At 37.9% G+C, this 20,790-nt stretch carries 20 protein-coding genes and 1 other RNA gene; 15 read left to right on the top strand and 6 right to left on the bottom strand.

All coding sequences use genetic code 11. From position 1 onward, the window contains the following. Position 1 precedes the first annotated feature (1 nt). The 9 genes from ACQV2Q_RS03820 (at position 2) to ACQV2Q_RS03860 (ending at position 9,589) form a co-directional block, all read left to right on the top strand. Positions 2-2,473 (top strand): ATP-dependent Clp protease ATP-binding subunit, encoded by a 2,472-nt coding sequence (locus ACQV2Q_RS03820; protein WP_428873097.1) that lies wholly within the window; start codon positions 2-4, stop codon positions 2,471-2,473. Positions 2,474-2,658: 185 nt separating this feature from the next. Then, on the top strand, positions 2,659-3,009 hold the full coding sequence (locus ACQV2Q_RS03825; RefSeq protein WP_258437020.1) for a hypothetical protein: 351 nt from the start codon (positions 2,659-2,661) through the stop codon (positions 3,007-3,009). Positions 3,010-3,095: 86 nt separating this feature from the next. Next, entirely contained in the window at positions 3,096-3,620 is a 525-nt protein-coding gene (gene tadA, locus ACQV2Q_RS03830) for a tRNA adenosine(34) deaminase TadA (protein ID WP_428873098.1), read from the top strand. Positions 3,621-3,737: 117 nt separating this feature from the next. Then, an RNA gene (gene ffs, locus ACQV2Q_RS03835) (signal recognition particle sRNA small type) lies at positions 3,738-3,828 on the top strand. Between the two features lie 709 nt (positions 3,829-4,537). After that, the gene (locus ACQV2Q_RS03840) at positions 4,538-5,854 is read left to right on the top strand and encodes an ABC transporter substrate-binding protein (RefSeq protein WP_428881952.1); all 1,317 of its coding nucleotides are present in this window, start codon (positions 4,538-4,540) and stop codon (positions 5,852-5,854) included. Between the two features lie 97 nt (positions 5,855-5,951). Beyond that, entirely contained in the window at positions 5,952-6,836 is an 885-nt protein-coding gene (locus tag ACQV2Q_RS03845) for a carbohydrate ABC transporter permease (protein ID WP_428881954.1), read from the top strand. After that, a complete protein-coding gene (locus tag ACQV2Q_RS03850) occupies positions 6,836-7,708 on the top strand; it encodes a carbohydrate ABC transporter permease (RefSeq protein ID WP_428881957.1) in 873 nt (290 codons plus the stop codon). Before ACQV2Q_RS03845 ends, ACQV2Q_RS03850 begins: the two co-directional genes overlap by 1 nt. A 13-nt stretch (positions 7,709-7,721) precedes the next feature. Beyond that, complete coding sequence (locus ACQV2Q_RS03855; protein ID WP_428881958.1) at positions 7,722-8,855, top strand: ABC transporter ATP-binding protein; 1,134 nt, start codon at positions 7,722-7,724, stop codon at positions 8,853-8,855. Continuing rightward, positions 8,855-9,589, top strand: coding sequence for a glycerophosphodiester phosphodiesterase (locus ACQV2Q_RS03860; protein ID WP_428873103.1), 735 nt, complete (start codon positions 8,855-8,857; stop codon positions 9,587-9,589). Before ACQV2Q_RS03855 ends, ACQV2Q_RS03860 begins: the two co-directional genes overlap by 1 nt. Before the next feature lie 265 nt (positions 9,590-9,854). Here the strand turns inward: ACQV2Q_RS03860 and ACQV2Q_RS03865 are convergent, their stop codons facing one another. The 6 genes from ACQV2Q_RS03865 to sufC all read right to left on the bottom strand — a co-directional run bounded on the left by ACQV2Q_RS03865 (position 9,855) and on the right by sufC (position 15,321). Beyond that, complete coding sequence (locus ACQV2Q_RS03865) at positions 9,855-10,055, bottom strand: cold-shock protein (protein ID WP_428873104.1); 201 nt, start codon at positions 10,053-10,055, stop codon at positions 9,855-9,857. A gap of 196 nt (positions 10,056-10,251) precedes the next feature. Beyond that, positions 10,252-11,646, bottom strand: a complete 1,395-nt coding sequence (gene sufB, locus ACQV2Q_RS03870; RefSeq protein WP_428876587.1) for a Fe-S cluster assembly protein SufB — start codon at positions 11,644-11,646, stop codon at positions 10,252-10,254. Continuing rightward, positions 11,646-12,155 (bottom strand): Fe-S cluster assembly sulfur transfer protein SufU, encoded by a 510-nt coding sequence (gene sufU / locus ACQV2Q_RS03875; protein WP_428875226.1) that lies wholly within the window; start codon positions 12,153-12,155, stop codon positions 11,646-11,648. Before sufU ends, sufB begins: the two co-directional genes overlap by 1 nt. Then, the gene (locus ACQV2Q_RS03880; RefSeq protein ID WP_428881960.1) at positions 12,145-13,383 is read right to left on the bottom strand and encodes an aminotransferase class V-fold PLP-dependent enzyme; all 1,239 of its coding nucleotides are present in this window, start codon (positions 13,381-13,383) and stop codon (positions 12,145-12,147) included. The genes sufU and ACQV2Q_RS03880 overlap by 11 nt, the downstream gene beginning before the upstream one ends. Then, entirely contained in the window at positions 13,376-14,545 is a 1,170-nt protein-coding gene (locus ACQV2Q_RS03885) for a SufB/SufD family protein (RefSeq protein ID WP_428881962.1), read from the bottom strand. The genes ACQV2Q_RS03880 and ACQV2Q_RS03885 overlap by 8 nt, the downstream gene beginning before the upstream one ends. A gap of 8 nt (positions 14,546-14,553) precedes the next feature. Next, positions 14,554-15,321, bottom strand: coding sequence for a Fe-S cluster assembly ATPase SufC (sufC, locus tag ACQV2Q_RS03890; protein ID WP_428873109.1), 768 nt, complete (start codon positions 15,319-15,321; stop codon positions 14,554-14,556). A 164-nt stretch (positions 15,322-15,485) separates the two neighbouring features. Between sufC and dnaX the strand changes: the two genes are divergently transcribed. The 6 genes from dnaX to ACQV2Q_RS03920 all read left to right on the top strand — a co-directional run bounded on the left by dnaX (position 15,486) and on the right by ACQV2Q_RS03920 (position 20,783). Beyond that, positions 15,486-17,528, top strand: a complete 2,043-nt coding sequence (gene dnaX / locus ACQV2Q_RS03895) for a DNA polymerase III subunit gamma/tau (protein ID WP_428876592.1) — start codon at positions 15,486-15,488, stop codon at positions 17,526-17,528. Between the two features lie 316 nt (positions 17,529-17,844). Continuing rightward, positions 17,845-18,150 carry a YbaB/EbfC family nucleoid-associated protein gene (locus ACQV2Q_RS03900; protein WP_428873163.1) on the top strand — a complete coding sequence of 102 codons (306 nt, stop codon included), beginning with the start codon at positions 17,845-17,847 and terminating at the stop codon, positions 18,148-18,150. A 27-nt stretch (positions 18,151-18,177) separates the two neighbouring features. Then, positions 18,178-18,774, top strand: a complete 597-nt coding sequence (gene recR, locus ACQV2Q_RS03905; protein ID WP_428881964.1) for a recombination mediator RecR — start codon at positions 18,178-18,180, stop codon at positions 18,772-18,774. Between the two features lie 14 nt (positions 18,775-18,788). Then, complete coding sequence (tmk, locus tag ACQV2Q_RS03910; protein WP_428873112.1) at positions 18,789-19,424, top strand: dTMP kinase; 636 nt, start codon at positions 18,789-18,791, stop codon at positions 19,422-19,424. 21 nt (positions 19,425-19,445) lie between these two features. Then, the gene (locus ACQV2Q_RS03915; protein ID WP_428873113.1) at positions 19,446-19,775 is read left to right on the top strand and encodes a cyclic-di-AMP receptor; all 330 of its coding nucleotides are present in this window, start codon (positions 19,446-19,448) and stop codon (positions 19,773-19,775) included. Positions 19,776-19,802: 27 nt separating this feature from the next. Continuing rightward, positions 19,803-20,783, top strand: a complete 981-nt coding sequence (locus ACQV2Q_RS03920; RefSeq protein WP_428873114.1) for a DNA polymerase III subunit delta' — start codon at positions 19,803-19,805, stop codon at positions 20,781-20,783. Positions 20,784-20,790: the final 7 nt, after the last annotated feature.

The following is a 20,790-nucleotide window of genomic DNA, read 5'->3' on the forward strand; positions in this document are numbered from 1 at the left end:
AATGTTTGAAGAATTATTTACAGAAAGTGCACGCCAGGCTATGATGTTTGCAGCCGAGCATGCCTATGTTTTCCACCATCAAGCAGTTGGTACGGAACATATTTTGTTAGGATTAGCTCGTGAAGAAAATGGAATTGCCGGTAAAGTCTTAAGAGATTATGGGGCAGAATATGCTGTGCTTGTAGATGAATTAGAAATGATTCATGGAAAAAGCTTAAAAGCAGGTAGACGTGGTGAAGTGGTCATTCCTTATTCCCCACGCGCCAAAAAAGTAATAATGAATGCCTCTAGTGATGCTAAACGTCTTGGCGCTCCAAAAGTAGGGACAGAGCATTTACTTTTAGGCTTACTGAAAGAAGAAATACTCGCTACGGTATTATTGAAAAATATAGGAATTAATCTGGCAGAATTACGTAAAGGAATATTCGAGGAAATTGGAATTAATCAGCAGAAGCGTTCAGATAGTCAAAGTAAAAGAGGGCGACGTCAACAAAACACGAATACTCAATCTAATACTGCTACTTTGGATGGAGTTTCAAGAGATCTAACACAATTGGCACGCGAAGGTAAATTAGATCCGGTTATCGGTCGCGAAAAAGAAATTCGTCGTATGATTCAAATTATTTCTCGCAGAACGAAAAACAACCCTGTTCTTGTAGGAGAACCGGGCGTTGGAAAAACAGCGATTGCTGAAGGGTTGGCTCAAGCAATGGTGACAGGGAAAGTACCAAGTGAAATTGCTGAGAAACGTCTAATGATGTTAGATACAGCTGCTTTAGTTGCTGGGACTAAATATCGAGGCGAATTTGAAGAACGAATGAAGAAGATAATCGAAGAAATATCTCAAGATGGTAAAGTAATTCTCTTTATAGATGAACTCCACACACTTATTGGAGCTGGAGGAGCCGAAGGAGCAATTGATGCTGCCAACATTCTTAAACCGGCTTTAGCAAGGGGAGAAATTCAAACAGTGGGAGCTACAACCTTCGATGAATATCAAAAGCATATTGAAAAAGACTCTGCCTTAGAACGTCGTTTTTCTAAAATTGTGATTGAAGAGCCTTCTCAAGCTGAGTCTATTCAAATTATAACTGGACTAAGGTCTAAATATGAACAGCATCATCATGTGGAGATAAGTGACGAAGCGATTGAAGCGGCAGTCAAATTGTCCTCACGCTATATGAATGAGCGTAAGTTGCCTGATAAGGCGGTTGATTTAATCGATGAAGCATCGGCTAAAGTAAGAATCGAAGAAGGCAAGCAAACTGATAATTTAGCAGAGCTAGAATTGCAACAAAAAAACCTAGCGAATCGTAAAGAACAAGCCATTCTCGACCGCAATTTTGAATTAGCTGCCGATATTCGAAAAGAAGAGCAAGATTTAGAAAAAGTTATTGAGAAGGCTAACAAAAAAGCCAAGAAAAAAAATGAACAAAAAGAATTAAGTTATCCAAAAGTAACCGCTGAACATGTAGCTGAAGTAACAGCACTGGCAACAGGTGTGCCAATCTATCAAATGGATGTAGCGGAAGCTAAACGTTTAGTTCATTTAGAAGCTGAGTTGCATGAACGCGTAATAGGACAAGATTCAGCCGTTTCTTCAGTAGCGCGTGCTATTCGGCGTGCTCGTTCAGGCTTGAAGAGTCCACAAAGACCAATTGGCTCCTTCTTATTCTTAGGACCGACTGGTGTTGGAAAAACAGAATTAGCCAAAACCTTAGCTAACTCCATGTTTGGTTCACAAGATAATATGATTCGTGTTGATATGTCTGAGTATATGGAAAAACACGCCGTTTCTCGTTTAGTCGGTTCTCCTCCAGGATATGTCGGTTATGACGAGTCTGGACAATTAACTGAAAAAGTTCGCCAAAAACCATATTCAGTGATTCTACTAGATGAAATTGAGAAGGCGCATCCAGATGTCTTTAATATCTTATTACAGGTTTTTGATGACGGTCATTTAACAGATGGTAAGGGTCGTCGGGTCGACTTTAGAAATACAATTATTATCATGACATCTAATATCGGTGCTACTGCTCTTCGCGACGAGAAGTCAGTTGGCTTCAGCGCGGTTAGCTTTGCTGATGACTTTAAAGCGATGGAAAAGCGTATCTTAGAAGAGTTAAAACGTGCTTTCCGTCCAGAATTTTTAAACCGTATCGACGAAACGATTGTCTTTCACTCATTGGATAAAGAACATATTAAAGAAATTGTTAAACTTCAAACCAATGAGATTGTTAAACGATTAGATGAATTAGAAATTAATGCGCGTATAACTGATACAGCAATCGATATTATAGCGGAAGCAGGATTTGATCCAGAATATGGAGCGCGTCCAATCCGCCGAGCTATTCAAAAACAAATTGAAGATGAATTAAGTGAGATGCTCTTGAATGGAGATATTGCTTTAGGAGATAAAATAACAATTGGTGGTCGCTCAGGATCCATTCGGATTAACAACCGATCAAAATAGCTGGAAAAATCGATGATCTTATCTAGAATAGTAGCCGAGTAAGCCTAGCTTATTCAGCTACTATTTTTTGATTATAATAATTGATAGTCTATCAAAAGCTGAAAGCATTTTACTATCTATTTTGTACGTTTAGTGATAAGGTTTATATGAAGTAAAAAGAAATTAATAAAGAGGTGGAATATATTATGTTAAATAAAAAGAACAGATTGACCAATATCATCGCTGGTACAGCAATTGTTGCAGCCGTTACAGGCGTTATTCTTTATGCATATTTAGATGATGATGCTAATGAACGTGTAAGAGGCATGATTAACCGTGAGAAAGTCAAAGCTTATGTTAAGCATCAATTAAAAGGCTCCGATCATTTAGTGAATATCGTAAATGACCTTTCTGATGAAGAAGTAAATACTTTAGTAGGTATTGCTAATAAGACTAAGGCCACTCAGTCTCAAATGAGTGAAGGTTTTATTCAGATTATTAACCGTGCTAAAGAACTAGCTGATGATGCTGGTGAAAAAATGCATAATCTGTTTTAATAATTACAGATATATAGTCAAAAGCAACCTATAGATGGAGGTTGCTTTTTAATTTGAAATACTTTTATTTAAATAGGAGTCAGTGAATGGAGAATTTATTATTTAAAGAGTTGGATTCAAATCAACAGGTCCAGCATAAAAAATGGATGCTTGAAGCAATTAAGGAAGCAAAAAAAGCTGAAGCAATTGGTGAGGTGCCGATTGGAGCTGTCGTTGTATACAATGATGAAATAATTGGAAGAGGCTTTAATGTTAGAGAAAGTCAGCACCAAGCTACAGGTCACGCTGAAATATTAGCGATAAATCAAGCTAATGAAAGGCTACAAGCATGGCGGCTTCAAGGGGCTAAATTGTATGTAACTTTAGAACCTTGTCCAATGTGTGCTGGAGCATCTGTGTTAGCGAGACTTGAACAAGTAATTTTTGCTACCAGAGATCCTAAAGGGGGTTGCAGTGGCAGCTTAATGAATTTATTACAAGAGGAACGCTTTAATCATCAAGTGGAAGTTATTGAGGGGGTTTTAAAAGAAGAATGTAGCCAGATGATGTCTAATTTCTTTAGACAACTGCGACAGAAGAAAAAAGCAAAGAAGAAAGACAAGGCGAAATAGGAGGATATCCACAGAAAAGTTGTGCAAAAGACGACTTATGCACAACTTTATACACAGGCAAGAGATGAACCTTAGCTCTAAAACATGAATTTTACAAAAGGAGCCATTCATGCTATACTATAAAAAGGCAATGATGGATTCACGAACCGAGTCAGGACCGGAAGGTAGCAGCTATAAGTGATGAAGTCATGTGCCTATTTTATTTTGTCTAATTTCCTTATTAGATAGGCTTTTACAGTATTTTTTAAACTTAAAGGGTAGCAAAAAGATAACTTCTTATATTCTTGAATATTTTTATGAGGTCATCAAAAGCTATCATAACAACACATAATCTAAGCGCTGTCACATTGTTGTAAATGTGTGAAAGTGACTCATGCGACTTTTTGTCTTGATCGTCTATTTTATAAGCTTCTGAGGGGATCTATATCTAAAAGAGAGTACTCCTAGAAGATTATATAATTGAGATTACATACCATGGTGAGTGTTTTTTTACTTTTAAGAGACAAGCTAATAATATAGTTAATGTTGATTAAAAAAACAGATTATTATATAGTTTAAACTTGTTGCAAAGGTTGAAGATATTGAGTATACATAAATTAATACTTATTAATTTGCTAATCAATATAAAGATATATCGAATGTTTGTAGGGGTATTTTGCATAAGAAACTAAGCGACATACCTACATGGGTGCATGGGGGGAAATTACCTTTAGTATATTTAGTATTATAGGCGCCTTGAAAATCGTTTTTGATTTAATGTAATTTTCCACCTTATAAAGGTGTTTTTTTATTTTCTGAAAAAAATTGCATGTAAATTTACAAAATATTTACAATGAATTTACTTAAAGTTAATACTAGCATGCTATATTTTTGTCAACGGTCACTTTAAAAGGATCGATAACAAAGGAGGAAGCACCATGAAAAAAGTAATTAAGAAATTGATGGTGGGATTACTATCAGCTTCAATGTCAGTAGCGAGTGTATTACCTTTAAGTCAAACTGTTCAAGCTGCAGAGCCAGTTAAATTATCATTCTGGCATGGAATGGGAGGCTCTGTTGGAGAAGCTTTACAAAAACTAGTAGATCAATATAATGAATCTCAAGATGCGGTGGAAGTTGATGCACAGTATCAAGGGTCTTATGACGAAACATTAACCAAATTACGTTCTTCTGCTTCAGGATCAGAAGTGGGTGCAGATGTGGTTCAAGTATTTGAAGTTGGAACAACCTTTATGATTGATTCAGGTTTAACGGTTCCAATTCAAGATTATGTAGATAAGACAGATTTTGATTTAGATTTATTGGAGCCTAATTTATTGGCTTATTTCACTATTGAGGATCGATTACACTCGATGCCTTTTAATAATTCGACCCCTTTAATGTACTATAATAAAGATATTTTTGATAAAGCTGGCGTAGAAGTTCCAACAACCTTAGAAGACTTAATTGAAATTGGACCCAAATTACAAGAAGCTGGTGCCGCTATGCCAGCATCTATCGGAATCTATGGTTGGTGGATTGATCAATGGTTTAACAAAATGGAAAAAGAAATCTTTGACCATGCTAACGGACGCGGTGGAGCACCTGAATCAGTGGCCTTTATTGAAAATGGAGGTATGGAAAAGATTTTAACTATGTGGAAAAAAGGTGTGGATGCGGGTGTTATGCCTAACGTAGGTCGTGAGGGTGGACATCCAGAATTTATTGCAGGGCAATCAGCTATTACTTTTGGTTCCACTGCAAGTTTACGTCAATTGTTAACTGAAGTAGATGGGCGTTTTGAAATTGGTACGGCTTATTATCCTGGTATCGACTCAGAAGATAAGGGTGGCGTATCCATTGGAGGCGCTTCTCTTTGGATGATTGAATCAGATGATGAGGCTAAAAAAGATGCAGCTTGGGACTTTATTCAATTCTTAGTATCTCCTGCCTCACAAGCACAATGGAATGTTGATACAGGATATTTCCCAGTTAACCTAGCGGCCCACGAGGAGCAAAACTTTAAAGACAATTTAGAAGCATTCCCGCAATTCCAAACAGCGATTGATCAGCTGCATGATTCGACCGCAGATGATCAAGGGGCTTTAGCAGGTGTTGCTCAAGAAGCGCGTCAAGTTTTTGAAAATGAACTTGAAAAAGTTATTAATGGTGAAACAGATCCTAAATCAGCTGCACAAGCTATGGCAGATCAAATCAATAAAGCGATTGAAAACTACAATCAAGCCAACCAATAATTTAATGAATTAAATGTATAGATAATCGAGGGAGCTTCATTATTGGTGTTCTCTCGATTTTTTATGTGGAAGATTTTTGATGGGAAGAGGTGGAAAGATGGAAGAAATTGTAATCATCGAGTCAAAGAGAAGTACTTGGGAAAAAGTAAAAGGATATGGCTATTTACTCCCAGCGATGACAATCTTATCTATATTTATGTTCTGGCCATTTTTTCAGACCATTTATCGGAGTTTATTTTTGACCAATAATTTAGGACAAAATGCAGAATATCTTGGTTTGGGGAATTATACAGAACTTTTTGCAAGTGAAAGCTTTTGGAACAGTGTTTTAGTATCTTTTAAATTTGTTGTTATAGTTGTTTTTGTAGGCGTTGTATTAGGCTTTATTACAGCACTTTTATGTCAAAAAACATTCCCAGGAATTAAAATTTTTTCAACTTCATACGCTATGCCAATGGCAATTGCGTCTGCTGGAATGGCCATGATTTTTCAAGTGATGTTAAATCCAACGGTTGGGATTGTGAACCGGATTTTGGGAACTTATATTAATTATCTCTCTCAACCAAGCAGTGCCTTATTAGTTGTGGGTATTTTGACCGGCTGGTTGAATTCAGGGATGAATTTTTTGTATTTCTCATCTGGCTTAGCCAGCATTGACGATTCTCTTTATGAATCAGCTTCGATTGATGGGGCAAACGGGATTAAGAAATTTATTTATATAACCATTCCATCATTGAAGCCAACCCTTTTTTTCGTGGTTGTAACCAACGTTATTAACGCTTTCCAAGGGTTTGGACAGATAAATATTTTAACCAAGGGTGGGCCAGGTCAAGCAACGAATGTGATTGTTTATGATATTTATCGAAATGCCTTTATGAATTATCGCTATGGCTATGCTTCAGCCGAGTCAGTTGTTTTATTTTTAATCGTTATGATCTTGACCATTATCATGTTTAAAATCCGTGGAAAGGAGAGTGCATAATGGCAGAACTTATTAAAGAAAATAAGGACAATAAAATTAAAAAAAGACGCGAATCAATCACTGTATGGAGTATTGTACGATTGCTTTTAAATATAGTTATGTTACTGATTGTTCTTTCGCCTTTATTGTACGGGCTAATGATGTCCGTTAAACCTTCTGGAGAGTTATACGATCCAGAAAGTGTTTGGTTTCCTAAAAATCCTACATTAACTAACTTTCTTGATGTTTTTAAAATAGCACCGATAGGAATTTATATAAGAAATTCAATGATTGTTGCAGTAGCCATCACTCTTAGTCAGTTAATAACTTCTGTCTTAGCTGCTTTCGCCTTTCGCTTTTTGAACTTCAGAGGTAAAGGGCTGTTATATGCATTGATCCTATCGACAATGATGATTCCAGGCGAAGCCGTTATTATTTCGCAATTCTTAATGATTTCATCTTGGGGTTGGAATGATTCCCTCTACGTGTTAATCATACCCTTTATTATTTCAGCCTTTAATATCTTCTTATGCGTTCAAGCCTTGCAGAGCTTTCCTTATGAAGTGTATGAAGCTGCTAAGGTAGATGGTTGTACAGATTTCAGATTTGTTTTAACCATTTTGATGCCTTTGATTAAACCAACCTTAGGAGCTATGTCTGTTCAATCATTCTTATCGGGATGGAATATGTATATGTGGCCTTTACTAGTGACAAATAATGATCAGAATCGTACCGTTCAGATAGGTATTAGCATGCTGAATTCGGTGGATTCACAGTCACTGGTTTTAATGGTAGCAGGGGTTATGATCTGTATGGTTCCAAGTCTGCTTATTTTTATTGTTGGATCAAGGAATATGGTAAAGGGACTTACGGCCGGAGCAGTGAAAGGATAAGGAGAGAATATTTATGGCGAAATTAAGTTTAAGAAAAGTTGCTAAAATCTATGATGATGGCTTTAAAGCAGTCAAAAATATTGATTTGGAAATTGAAGATAAAGAGTTCATCGTATTAGTAGGTCCTTCTGGCTGTGGCAAGTCAACAACTTTACGTATGATTGCTGGTTTAGAGAGTATTTCAGAAGGAGAACTCTGGATTGGTGATTTAAGGGTTAATAACTTACAGCCAAAAGATCGTGACATTGCCATGGTTTTCCAAACTTACGCGCTTTATCCACATATGAATGTTCGTGATAATATGGGATTTTCAATGAAGATGAATGGAATCAGTAAAAAGGATCGTCAATTACGCGTAGAGCAAGTTGCTAAAGCGCTTCAGTTAACGGAACTACTTGACAAGAAACCAGGCGCTTTATCAGGGGGACAACGTCAAAGAGTGGCTTTAGGTCGAGCTATGGTGCGAAATCCTAAGGTTTTTCTATTAGATGAGCCTCTATCCAACTTAGACGCTAAATTACGGGTATCGATGCGGTCTGAAATTACCCAGTTGCATCGTGAATTAGGAACGACCTTTGTTTATGTTACCCATGACCAAACAGAAGCCATGACAATGGGAACGCGAATAGCTGTGATGAATGCTGGAAGTATCGAACAATATGACACACCGGCCAATTTGTATTATAATCCATGTAATAAGTTTGTTGCTGAATTTATTGGGTCACCCATGATTAATATGTTCAATGGTAGATTAGTCATTAAAGATGGGAAAGTAAACCTCAAAATTGCTGATCAATCGTTTGAGCTCGCTGAAGAAGTTAAAGATCAGTTGCTTGTTGAAGTAGAAGACCAGGAAGTTTATATTGGCATTCGCCCGGAGGACATGCACCATAAGGCCGAGGGTTTAAACACCTCAGGTTTGAATGTTATCGCTAAAAATGTTGAGCAAGTAGGCTCTGACACTTTTGTTTATTTTGATCATCCTACTTCTAGTCGGGAGTTGGTGGCTCGTTTTTCACCGGCACGTCCTGTTAAAATTGGTGAAGAAGTTCAAGTTCAGTTGGACTTGAATAAAATCATGTTGTTTGATCAGAAAACAGAAGCATCGATACTCAATCGAATAGTGGGAGAGGATTTTGATAAATAATGGTAAAAATTATTGCACATCGCGGTTATTCTGGAATATATCCTGAAAACACCATGTTAGCTTTCAAAGAGGCGGCAAAATTTCCGATTGAAGGTATTGAGTTAGATGTCCATTTAACCAAAGACCAAGAGGTAGTCATCATTCATGATGAAGCGATTGATCGCACTTCAACAGGTAGTGGCTATGTAAAAGATATGACCTTAATTGAATTACGTCAGTATAACTATTATGCTAACTTCAAAGAAACACAAGTTAAGTCCGCAAGAGACATTCAAATTCCGACTTTGCGCGAATTTTTTGAATGGATGCAGCCTCTAGATATTAAAGTTAATATCGAGTTGAAAACTAACATTTTTCGCTATGAGGGTCTTAATGCTAAAGTTTTAGAATTAATCAGGGAATTTAAATTAGAAGATCGTGTTTTGATTTCATCTTTTAATCACCACAGTGTGCGTGATTTTATGCGCCTAGCAGGGGATAGTAAAATTGAATACGGTTTTTTAACGGCGTCGGGTCAATTAAACCCTGGTAAATATTGTAAAGAGCATGGTGTCGGTCATTATCATCCTGCTTTTGTGACTTTAGACTTAGAAGATATTGAAGAATGTCATCGTCAGGGAGTCGAAATTAACACTTACACAGTCAATGAAGCTGATCATATCCAGATGATGATTGATGCGGGTGTGGATCGCATTATAACCAACTATGTTGAGAGAGCTTTAGAATTAATTTAAGTTCTAGCTAAAAATTCCTTCTGGGTAAACAGAAGGAATCAGACTGTAGACAAAGCCCTCTAAATCACTATTTCTTAGTGGTTTAGAGGGCTTTTTTATGTATAATAATGGTTCTATAATAAATAGGGTTGATGGAAGAAAAATTCTTCCATCAACCCTATTTGACATAGAGCCAAACAAAGACAAACCCTTATTTGAGATTAACTCAAGCAGGGTTTGTCTTCAATCTGGGGCATCCACTAAGGGATGCCTTTGATAAGGTTAATTATAGTTTAACAATATTAGTAGCTTGGTTGCCACGTGGGCCAGCTTCTACGTCATATGTTACTGTTTGACCTTCGTCTAAAGATTTAAAGCCATCACCTTGAATGTTAGAGAAATGTGCAAAAACATCATTTCCGTCTTGACCTTCGATGAAACCAAAACCTTTATCTGCATTAAACCATTTTACTGTACCTGTGTTCATAATGTAAATCCTCCTGTGTGCCTCTTAAGCACTTTGTATTGCAATAACTAAATAATTAAAAAGAAGATTTTACATGGTTGAATGAAAATGTCTTAATGAACTTATTTCTTTATTACAAGACACAGTATGTTCCTTATTTGATGAATTGTCAACACTTATTTAAAATAAATAACAATTTAAATCATTTAATAGAGATTTAACCCACGCTACCTTCCATCTCATAAGCAATCAGACGATTCAACTCGACAGCATATTCCAATGGCAATTCCTTGGCAAAAGGTTCGACAAAGCCCATGATGATCATTTCAGTCGCTTTTTCTTCGCTAATACCACGACTCATTAAGTAAAAGAGCTGTTCTTCAGAAATACGTGATACCTTGGCTTCGTGCTCAAGTGAAACATTCGAGTTATGTACTTCATTGAAAGGGATGGTATCTGATTTTGATTTTTCATCCATAATAATAGTATCGCACTCTACGTGGGATTTAGCTCCATCAGCTTCAGGCCCAAAGTACAACTGCCCCATATAATCGACATTTCCCCCATCTTTAGCAATCGATTTGGAAACAATGGTTGAGGAAGTGTTTGGAGCATTGTGATAGATTTTAGCTCCAGAATGTTGATGTTGTCCCTCGCCGGCAAAGGCAATCGATAAAACAGTACCTCTTGCACCCTCTCCATTTAAACGACATGAAGGGTACTTCATGGTCTTATAAGAGCCTAAGTTGCCGTCCACCCATTCCAAGGTGCCACCTTCTGCAACGGTTCCCCGTTGGGTAACTAAGTTATAAACGTTGTTAGACCAGTTTTGGATGGTCGTATACCGGCAAGTAGCATTTTTCTTAACTACGATTTCCACCACCCCAGTATGCATGGAAGTGGCGGAATAAGTTGGAGCAGTACAGCCTTCCACATAATGCACGCTCGCCCCTTCATCCACAATAATTAAGGTGCGTTCAAATTGTGCCACACTCGAATTGTTTAAACGGAAATAGGCTTGAAGTGGCATATCAACTTTAACCCCTTTAGGAATATAGATAAAAGATCCACCACTCCAACAAGCTGAGTTTAAGGCTGTTTGAAAGTTTTCATTGGGATGAATGACTGAGGCAAAATGTTCTCTAAAAAGTTCGGGATGGTCTTTTAAAGCAGAGTCGGTATCGGTAAAGATTATGCCTAATTTATCCACTTCGTCTTTCATTCGCGAATATACGGTTTCTGATTCATACTGAACACTGGTTCCAGCTAAGAAAGCCCGTTCGGCTTCTGGCACACCTAGACGTTCAAAAGTTTCTTTAATTTTGTCTGGCACCTCATCCCACGTACGAACAGGTTGGTCGGTTGCTTTTAGATAGTAGATATAATCGTCGAAATTTAAATCAGATAAATCAACGCCCCAGGTAGAGACTTTTTTATTGCGGAAAGTTTCATAAGCTTTTAACCGGAAGTCAAGCATCCACTCGGGTTCATCTTTTTCTTTTGAAATCGTACGGATGACTTGCTCATTAAGTCCTTTTCCAGTCGAAAAGAGGATTTTAGCATCGTCTTTAAAACCGTATTCGTATTCACCTAATACAGGAACTTCTGACATTATTCATCTTCCTTTCTTTCAATGCCATCTTGATGGAGCAATTGTTCATTGCGGTTTTGATCGAGTCCGTACTCGACGGCTCGCCAAGAAAGAATGGCACATTTATAACGGGCTGGAAAATTTTTGACGCCAGCCAAAATAGCTGCATCTTTTAATTGTTTGCGTAATTCAGCTTCATCTTTTTCTTCTTCATCATCACCGATTGTTCCACCTACTAATTGATTGAAGTCATGCACTAATTGGATGGCTTCATCAACCGTTTTACCAATCATTAAATCGGTCATCATACTGGCTGAGGAAATAGAAATGGTGCAACCTTCACCATTAAAAGCAATTTGTTCAATCTGATTATCTTTAACAATCATATCCACAGTAATGGCATCACCACAAGTTGGGTTGAGTAATTGCATTTGATGGGTAGGTTTTTCTAAATGCCCTCGATGATGAGGGTTTGAAGAATGGTCAAGTACAATCGTACGATAGAGTTGGTCTAATCGACTAAGTGCCATAAGTGAAAAACTCCTTTATTTCTTTGGTAGCTTCTATAAAACGGTCGACTTCTTCAAGGGTATTATAAACCATCAGGCTGGCTCTTAAAGTGGCTGGAGTTTCTAGCAGACGCATCAAGGGTTGAGCACAGTGGTGTCCTGCTCGGACTGCGATTCCTAGTTGATCGTAGCCTGTTGCAGCATCATGCGGATGGACTCCCTGAATATTAAAAGAAAGAATACCATGACTTTTAGCCGATTCAGGAGTATAAAGAACGACGTCCTCTAACTCTTTCATTCCTTGATACAGTCTATCGCCTAATAATTTCTCTTGGGCTTGAATTTGATCAAAGCCAATAGCTTCAATCCACTGAATTGCTTGGGTCAACCCAACCACTTGAGCGATTGCCTGGGTGCCGGCTTCAAACTTCCATGGAGCTTGTTTGTAGTTGGATTGAGTATCCTCTACTAGGTGAATCATCTCACCACCGAAGCTAACCGGTAAGCAGCTTTCATGATGTTCTTTAGCTAAATAGGTGATCCCCAATCCCATCGGACCATACATTTTATGGCTTGAGAATGCATAGGCATCAACTTCCCATTCCTTCAAATGTAAACGAATATGTGGACTGGCTTGAGCGCCATCAACAATCAAAAGGGCACCATGTTGGTGGGCCCATTGACTGAGAGCTTGAATGGGTTGCTGTACACCTAACACATTTGAAAAGTGTTGAATAACAATTGCTTTGACTGGCTGATCTTTATACTTACGTGATAAAGCTTCTACATCCACTTGATAATCAGCAGTTAGGTCCATAAATTTGAGCTTAGCTTCGGTGCGTTTACATACTTCTTGCCAAGGCACTAGGTTGGAATGGTGCTCTAAGCGCGTTGTGAGTATGATATCTCTATCTTGAAGGCGTGGTTCGATGAGTCCACGAGCAATTTTGTTGATGCTATCGGTTGTCCCTGAGCTAAATGAGATGCAGGCACTGGCTTCTGCCCCGACAAAAGCCGCAATTTTTTCACGACCTTTTTCAAAGGCTTGGGTAGCGCGCTCACTTAGGGTATGTACGCCACGGTGAACATTGGCATTATCCTGTTGATAATAGGCAACAATTGCCTCGACCACTGATTGAGGGGTCTGGGAAGTCGCCGCATTATCAAAGTAAATAAGTGGCTCATCATTAACGATTTGATCGAGTATAGGAAATTCTTGACGAACTTTTAAAAGATTTTGTCTAGTCAAGGCTATCACCTGAATTTATGCTTTCTAATTTTTGGTCTAAAGCATCAATCATCATTTGTCTTCTCTCAGGATCTTTAATTTGATTTAAAGTTTGCATTAAGAAGCCACGGATGACTAGATATTCTGCTTTAGTGCGATTTACTCCACGAGTCATTAAATACCATAATTGACTGTCATCTACCTTGGATACGGAGGCAGCGTGTCCTGCAGTCACTTCAAATTCATCAATTAAAAGAATGGGGTTAGCATCACCACGGGCTTGATCAGAGAGCATGAGTAAACGGTTTTCTTGTTGAGCATCCGCGTTTTTAGCATTTTTGAAAATTTTGCCAATACCATTCATTGTCAGGACTGCTTGGTCTAAGGCAACACCTCTTTGGTTAATGTGTCCAATGGAATGGTTGCCATAATTACTGATTTTGGTGTCTAAAATTTGTTTAAAGTTTTGATTAGAAATAGCCACTTCGGATAAATGAGCGTGTGAACCTTTACCTTTTAAATTAGAAGCTAAATCGACAATTGTTGCTCCATCATTAAATGAACCAATTGACCATTGAATATGAGCGTCGTTCTTAGCCAAAGCATGGCGACGAATATAGCTAGCTTGGTCGGTTTTCGTTTGATCAATAGCCATATAATGCAAGTTTGCTCCATCTTCGAGGATGATTTCTACTGTGTAGCTTTGACTATGGTTAGCCACTTGATTTTGTTTTAGTTTTTCAAAAAAAGTAAACTGACTGTTTTTGCCAACGGCAAGTAGTAGATATTGATGGGCTCCATCATCGAAATTTTGTTCCCATTCAAAGGTTTCATTGCCTTGATAGTTATCAGGAACATAAATCAAGGTGCCGTGATTTAAATGAGCTAATTGGAAAGCAGAAACTTTATCTTGATTAGCAGGAACTGCTTGGAATAAATACTTTTTTAAAAGTTCTTCGTGATCAGTTTGAGCGCTTTGCCAATCAGCAATGATAAGGTCCGGATGAGTAGCTAATTTTCTTTCGGCTGCTGAAGGCCTACTTTGAGCTTCGACAAATAAAGGCCAGGTTTCGATCTTTGCTCGTTCGATGGTGGGAAGTCTTGTATTCTCGAATGCTTGTTGACTTTGGTCAAAGATATCCTTAAGCCAGTTGACAGTTGGTGCGAATAATTGTTGAGTCATCTTTTCACCTACTCTTCATTTAATTCAATGCCGTTTTCGAGAGCTATCTCTTTATACCCTTTGGCTTCTAATTCTAGGGCTAACTCAGATCCACCTGATTTCACGATGCGTCCATCCATCATAATATGAACAAAATCTGGCTCAACATAGTTCAAAAGGCGTTGATAGTGGGTAATAATTAAAGCGCCAAAATCTTCACCACGTAAAGAGTTGATGCCTTTGGATACAACTTGTAAAGCGTCAATATCTAAGCCAGAATCAATCTCGTCTAAGAGAGCAAAACGAGGTTCGATCATTAACATTTGAAGGATTTCATTGCGTTTTTTTTCGCCCCCTGAGAATCCTTCATTCACATAACGTTCAACCATTTCATCAGACATATCTAAAAGCGCCATTTTTGCATCTAATTTGTCTAAGAATTCAAAAATAGGCATCTGATCATCTTCTTTACGGCGTGAGTTGATGGCTTCACGCATAAGAGTGGCATTAGTAACACCTGAAATCTCACTTGGGTATTGAACGGCCATAAACAGACCGGCTCTAGCACGCTCATCGACTTCCATTTCTAAGAGGTCAACACCATCAAGTAGCACTTGGCCTTGTGTAACTGTATAGTCAGGGTGCCCCATGATAGCTTGTGAAAGAGTAGACTTACCTGTTCCGTTTGGTCCCATAATAGCATGCACTTCATTAGTGTTAATTGTTAAATTAACACCTTTTAATATTTTTTTATCTTCAATTTCTACGTGTAGATTTTTGATTTCTAGTGTGGACATAAACTCGCTCCTTCTAATCATTTTCACAAGCTATATTCTACCATAAATTGTGAAGATTAAAATCTTGAATTTTAGAGTATCTATTTAGGCAGATTTTAAAAGCATTCGCCAATCAGTGACAAATTCGATATAATAAGTTTACTAAATGGAGGAGGCTATAAATAATGAGTTATCAGGCATTATACCGTGTTTGGCGACCGCAATCTTTTGATGAATTAGTCGGGCAAGAAATGATCGCCCAAACTTTGAGGAATGCGATTGCTAAACAACAATTAAGCCACGCCTATCTCTTTTCAGGTCCAAGAGGAACGGGTAAAACTTCTGTTGCTAAGATACTTGCAAAAGCGGTCAATTGTCCTAATTCAACGGATGGAAATCCTTGTAATGAATGTTCTATTTGTCAAGGGATTACTTCAGGAGAGATTAGTGATGTGATTGAGATTGATGCGGCATCGAATAACGGAGTTGATGAAATTCGTGACCTGAGAGACCGTGTTCGCTATGCTCCTACACGTGCCAAGAATAAAGTATATATTATTGATGAGGTTCATATGTTAACAACTGGTGCCTTTAATGCACTCTTAAAAACATTAGAAGAGCCTCCTGCCAATGTAATTTTTATACTTGCGACGACGGAGCCTCATAAAATACCGGCCACTATTTTATCAAGAACTCAGCGCTTTGACTTTCAACGGATTAAAGACCTTGATTTGATTAGAAGGATGCAATATATTTTGGACCATGACCAACAAGACTATGATCTTGAAGCGTTGAAAGTTATTGCTCGAGCAGCTAACGGTGGAATGCGGGATGCTCTAAGTCTACTAGACCAAGCGCTTTCTTATGGGCAAGATCACCTAGAACTTGAAACGGCTTTGTTAGTATCCGGTTCTTTTGCTCAAACCGTTTATGTTCAATATATTCAAGCGCTTGCTCAATCACGAGTAGAAGAAGCCTTGCAGATCTTGGAAGAACAATTACAAGAGGGAAAACAGGCTGGGCGATTTATTGAAGAACTGATTTTATTTGCTAGAGATGTCCTTTTAAGTTTATTTTCAATTAAGAACCATACACTGCTAACTGACCAAGAATTACAGCCATTGAAAGAAAATGTTGAGCCAGCATTCTTTTATCAGTTAATTGACTTTTTGAATCAAGCGCAAAATAAGATGCGTTTTTCTACACAACCAGAAGTTTATTTAGAAGTTATGACGGTTCAATTAGCACAATTAGGGCAGGACCTACTTCTAAGAGAAGAAGTAGAGCAAGTAGAGCCTCAAATGTCTGGACAGATAGAAAGTCAGATTAGACTGTTACAAGAGGAACTAGAAAAACAAAAAAAATTACTTGCTGAACTTATAAATAATCAAAAAAGTACTACTCAAGGAGTTAATAATCAAACGGAATTAACTCCGCGTAAAAAGCCTGATTTTGCTCAAAAAGATTATGTGGTCGACTTACATGCGATTTATAATGTTTTGAATCAAGCAACTAAAGAAGATATTAACCATTTAAAAAAAGAGTGGTCAGCTATTTTAGCTGAACTAGCTCCTAACCAAAGAGTTCGCTTGAATAATACTAGACCGTTAGCGGCAGGGCCAGACTGCGCTTTGATTTCCTTCGAAGACCAAAATTTATGCGCGATTGTTCAACATGATAGTCATTTAATGGATCAGGTGAATAATATAGCGAGTCAGCGTTTAGGTAAGGCGATTCACTTCACTTATTTGTGGCAGGCTGATTGGTCTGGTATTCGAAGGGATTACAAAATCTTGTTTGAACAAAATGGTAGAAAGCCGATAGAACTAGCTAAAAAGTTATCAAAAGTTCAAGAAAGTATAACTCCGTCAGAAGGAACTATTGATTCGCTACAAAATGATCAGACAGATTCGCAGGACAATCCCCCAGGTCACATTAATCAGGATAATTTATCAGAAATTGATCAAACTGAAAAAAATAGGCCTCAAAATGAAGAGTTAGAATCAATTGAAGCTCAATTACCTGAGCCGGCAGAAGATGTAGCAGCTTTATTCCAACGGAGTCAAATTCACCATATTGAAGAGGGAGAAAGTTCAAGTATTCAACCGGCGGATGGGCAAACGGGATTTTTTGATATAGAGGATACTCAGGAGCAAGAGAATCCAGCGGTCCAAAAAGCCATCGAACTCTTTGGTGAAGAAAATATCACTATTTACAATGATCGTTAAGAAAACTAGTTGGTGATGAATTTAATTAATTCTTTAAGTATCACTTTTACTGCTGAAATAATATGAATTACAATTGATCGTTAGTCAATAGAGAATCCAAGTGTTTAAGCGCTTGGATTCTTTTGGTTTATTAATACTTTACGAATGGTATGAGGTGGAGTATGAGTTGAGGTGAATTTGAATTATTTAATTTGATTATAAAAGACTTCTTTTGTAGTCGAAAGAAGTTATTGCCGTATGCTATAATTGAAGCGTAGTCGAAATAAAAGACAAATTTTACAATAATATTGAAACAATGGAAGGAAGATGCAAAATGATGCCAAATATGAACAATATGATGAAGCAAGTTCAGAAGATGCAAAAAGAGATGGAGAAAACACAAAAAGAACTAGAAGCTAAAGAATTTATGGTGGAGGATGCACAACAATTAGTTAAAGTGGTTATGACTGGTAAAAAAGAAATCAAAGAATTAACCATTAAACCAGAACTAGTTGATCCAGAAGATATCGAAATGTTGCAGGACGTAGTTTTAGCAACCATTAACCATGCGATTCAAGAAGTTGAACAAACAACACAAGATCAAATGGGCCAATTCACCAAAGGGCTAAACTTGCCTTTCTAGTAGTAAGAAAAGAAAGGGGGAGTTGGAATGGATTATCCATCACCCATTGCCAAATTAATAAATAGCTTCACTAAATTACCAGGTATCGGAAGTAAAACAGCCGCTCGTCTAGCTTTTTATGTTTTAGAAATGTCTGAAGCAGATGTTTCTTACTTTGCTCAGGCCTTGATAAACGCTAAGCGTGATCTTAAATATTGTTCGGTTTGTGGGAACATTACTGATACAGACCCATGTATGATTTGTAGTGATTCGTCAAGAGATCGATCGATTATTTTAGTTGTTGAAGATAGTCGTGATGTGATGTCTATGGAGAAAATGCAAGAGTATCATGGTTGCTACCATGTTCTGCAAGGCGTTTTGTCACCAATGGAAGGGACTGGCCCTGAAGATTTGAATATCGCTTCGCTAATTAAAAGATTACAAAATGAAGAAGTGAAAGAAGTGATTGTAGCTACTAATGCAACTGCTGAAGGTGAAGCGACAGCCATTTATTTATCAAGGTTGATTAAGCCGGCCGGCATAAAAGTAACGCGTCTCGCTCATGGATTATCAGTGGGATCCGATATCGAATACGCAGATGAAATGACCCTCTTTCGTGCCATTGAAGGCCGAAGAGAGTTATAATAAAGGAGTATCAAATGCCAAAAGGGAAGTTTATTGCGTTTGAAGGACCAGATGGATCAGGGAAAACCTCGATTATCAAAGTTTTAGGTCCAATGCTTGAAAAAGAAGGTGTAGAAGCAGTATTTACTAGAGAGCCAGGGGGCAGCCCGATAGCTGAGCAAATTCGCGAACTCATTTTAGATATTAATAATACAGCTATGGACTATCGAACAGAGGCCTTACTATATGCAGCAAGTCGTCGGCAACACTTGAGTGAAACAATTTTACCCAATGTTCAAGCGGGGAAAATGGTGATTAGTGACCGTTTTGTGCTGTCTTCATTAGTCTATCAGGGCGTTGCAAGAGCAATCGGTTTAGAGGCCGTTTGGCAGATTAACCAGTTCGCCATTGAAGACCACTTACCAGACCTTACCATTTTAATAGATGTTCCTGCTGACATAGGTTTGGAGAGGATCGAGAAAGCTCGTGGTAGTAGACAGTATGATCGCCTCGATCGGGAGGCACTTGCCTTTCATCAACGAGTCAGACAAACCTATCTCGACTTGATACCTCAATGGGAAAATATTGTGGTAATTGATGGTAATCAAAGTGTAGAACAAGTTAGCTTGGAGTGCTTCGAAACTCTAAAAAAACGTGGTATGATTAAGTAATAATACATCAGGAGGGATAATATGAAATTACTAGTAGCGATCGTGCAAGATCAAGACCAACAAGTTTTGGGGAAGGCTTTATTAGAAAATGATATCCGTGCGACAAAATTATCTTCAACTGGAGGTTTTCTTCGTTCAGGTAATACAACATTCTTATTAGGAGTAGAAGATGAGCGAATTGAGGAAGTGCTTGAAGTTATTAAAGCTTCATGTCAGTCTCGTGAGCAATATATTTCAACACCTATCCATCTAGATATGAATTTGGAAGTTTCAAATACTTACCCATTAAAAGTTGAAGTTGGTGGAGCGACTGTTTTTGTTCTACCTATTGAAAGTTTCTTCCATTTCTAAGAGACAAGCATTTGAAAGAGGGAGTCTATGCGGTTAGAAGCTGCCAAAAAGCATTTTAATCTATTGATACAACATAAGCGACTCGCTCACGCTTATTTATTTACTGGCGAATTAAACCCAGCAAAAAAAGAATTAGTGGATACAATTACTCAAGCCCTTGTTTGTAAGCATTTTGATGCAGAAGGAAGGGCTTGTTTAAATTGCATGGACTGTCAGAGAATTACTAGGGGTCAGTTTGCAGATTATATGACTATTGAACCCGATGGGCGTAGCATCAAAGTGGATCAGATCCGAGGGCTAAAAGAATGGTTAGGAACGAGTCCGATTGAGGCTGATTTTAAAATTGCTACGATTGAGCAGGCAGATTTAATGGGCCCAGCAGCAGCCAATGCTCTTTTACTTTTTTTGGAAGAACCAAGTCCTAATGTTTATATCTTTTTATTTAGTCGTCAGGCTGAACAATTACTACCGACTATTCAATCGAGAGTTCAGGAAGTGATCTTGGAAGATGATAAAGAACACTCTCAAATTGATCAGATGGTGCAAGCAGGTATTCGTGATCAGCATGCAAGAGTAATGTTAAAGCTATCAGCCAATCGCTTGGAGAATTTAATGGATGACTATGAGGCGGAGTCTTTCGAAGCTTGGCTAAAAGCCATAGAATATTTTTATCAGTTATTGATACAAGAAAACCCTTATGCTTTTGTCGCTATTCAGCAACATTTAAAACCCTATCTTAATTATAATCAAGGCCAAGATGGTCTCGATTATTTAAATTGGTTGAATGCCCAATTGTTATTGAGTCACTATCCATCTAAAGAAAACCACTTAGGAAGTTTACAAAAGAGGGTAAATAGAATTAAAGAGAGAATCGATCATCAAATGAGTCAAACAAGCTATCATAGAATGAATGAGCTCTTAATGGATAGTAAAAAACTCCTTTTGTTTAATGTCACACCACAGTTGGCCTATGAGCGCTTAGCGATTAAAATGTGTGAATGGAAGTAATATGAAG

Source organism: Facklamia sp. P12950 (genome assembly GCF_050409465.1).
In the GTDB taxonomy this organism is placed as follows: Bacteria; Bacillota; Bacilli; order Lactobacillales; family Aerococcaceae; genus Facklamia.

Excerpts from the sequence above, each read along its gene's own strand:
- ACQV2Q_RS03820 (WP_428873097.1), top strand. The coding sequence starts at position 2 with ATGTTTGAAGAATTATTTACAGAAAGTGCACGCCAGGCTATGATGTTT.
- ACQV2Q_RS03825 (WP_258437020.1), top strand. The coding sequence starts at position 2,659 with ATGTTAAATAAAAAGAACAGATTGACCAATATCATCGCTGGTACAGCA.
- tadA (WP_428873098.1), top strand. The coding sequence starts at position 3,096 with ATGGAGAATTTATTATTTAAAGAGTTGGATTCAAATCAACAGGTCCAG.
- ACQV2Q_RS03840 (WP_428881952.1), top strand. The coding sequence starts at position 4,538 with ATGAAAAAAGTAATTAAGAAATTGATGGTGGGATTACTATCAGCTTCA.
- ACQV2Q_RS03845 (WP_428881954.1), top strand. The coding sequence starts at position 5,952 with ATGGAAGAAATTGTAATCATCGAGTCAAAGAGAAGTACTTGGGAAAAA.
- ACQV2Q_RS03850 (WP_428881957.1), top strand. The coding sequence starts at position 6,836 with ATGGCAGAACTTATTAAAGAAAATAAGGACAATAAAATTAAAAAAAGA.
- ACQV2Q_RS03855 (WP_428881958.1), top strand. The coding sequence starts at position 7,722 with ATGGCGAAATTAAGTTTAAGAAAAGTTGCTAAAATCTATGATGATGGC.
- ACQV2Q_RS03860 (WP_428873103.1), top strand. The coding sequence starts at position 8,855 with ATGGTAAAAATTATTGCACATCGCGGTTATTCTGGAATATATCCTGAA.
- ACQV2Q_RS03865 (WP_428873104.1), bottom strand. The coding sequence starts at position 10,055 with ATGAACACAGGTACAGTAAAATGGTTTAATGCAGATAAAGGTTTTGGT.
- sufB (WP_428876587.1), bottom strand. The coding sequence starts at position 11,646 with ATGTCAGAAGTTCCTGTATTAGGTGAATACGAATACGGTTTTAAAGAC.
- sufU (WP_428875226.1), bottom strand. The coding sequence starts at position 12,155 with ATGGCACTTAGTCGATTAGACCAACTCTATCGTACGATTGTACTTGAC.
- ACQV2Q_RS03885 (WP_428881962.1), bottom strand. The coding sequence starts at position 14,545 with ATGACTCAACAATTATTCGCACCAACTGTCAACTGGCTTAAGGATATC.
- sufC (WP_428873109.1), bottom strand. The coding sequence starts at position 15,321 with ATGTCCACACTAGAAATCAAAAATCTACACGTAGAAATTGAAGATAAA.
- dnaX (WP_428876592.1), top strand. The coding sequence starts at position 15,486 with ATGAGTTATCAGGCATTATACCGTGTTTGGCGACCGCAATCTTTTGAT.
- ACQV2Q_RS03900 (WP_428873163.1), top strand. The coding sequence starts at position 17,845 with ATGCCAAATATGAACAATATGATGAAGCAAGTTCAGAAGATGCAAAAA.
- recR (WP_428881964.1), top strand. The coding sequence starts at position 18,178 with ATGGATTATCCATCACCCATTGCCAAATTAATAAATAGCTTCACTAAA.
- tmk (WP_428873112.1), top strand. The coding sequence starts at position 18,789 with ATGCCAAAAGGGAAGTTTATTGCGTTTGAAGGACCAGATGGATCAGGG.
- ACQV2Q_RS03915 (WP_428873113.1), top strand. The coding sequence starts at position 19,446 with ATGAAATTACTAGTAGCGATCGTGCAAGATCAAGACCAACAAGTTTTG.
- ACQV2Q_RS03920 (WP_428873114.1), top strand. The coding sequence starts at position 19,803 with ATGCGGTTAGAAGCTGCCAAAAAGCATTTTAATCTATTGATACAACAT.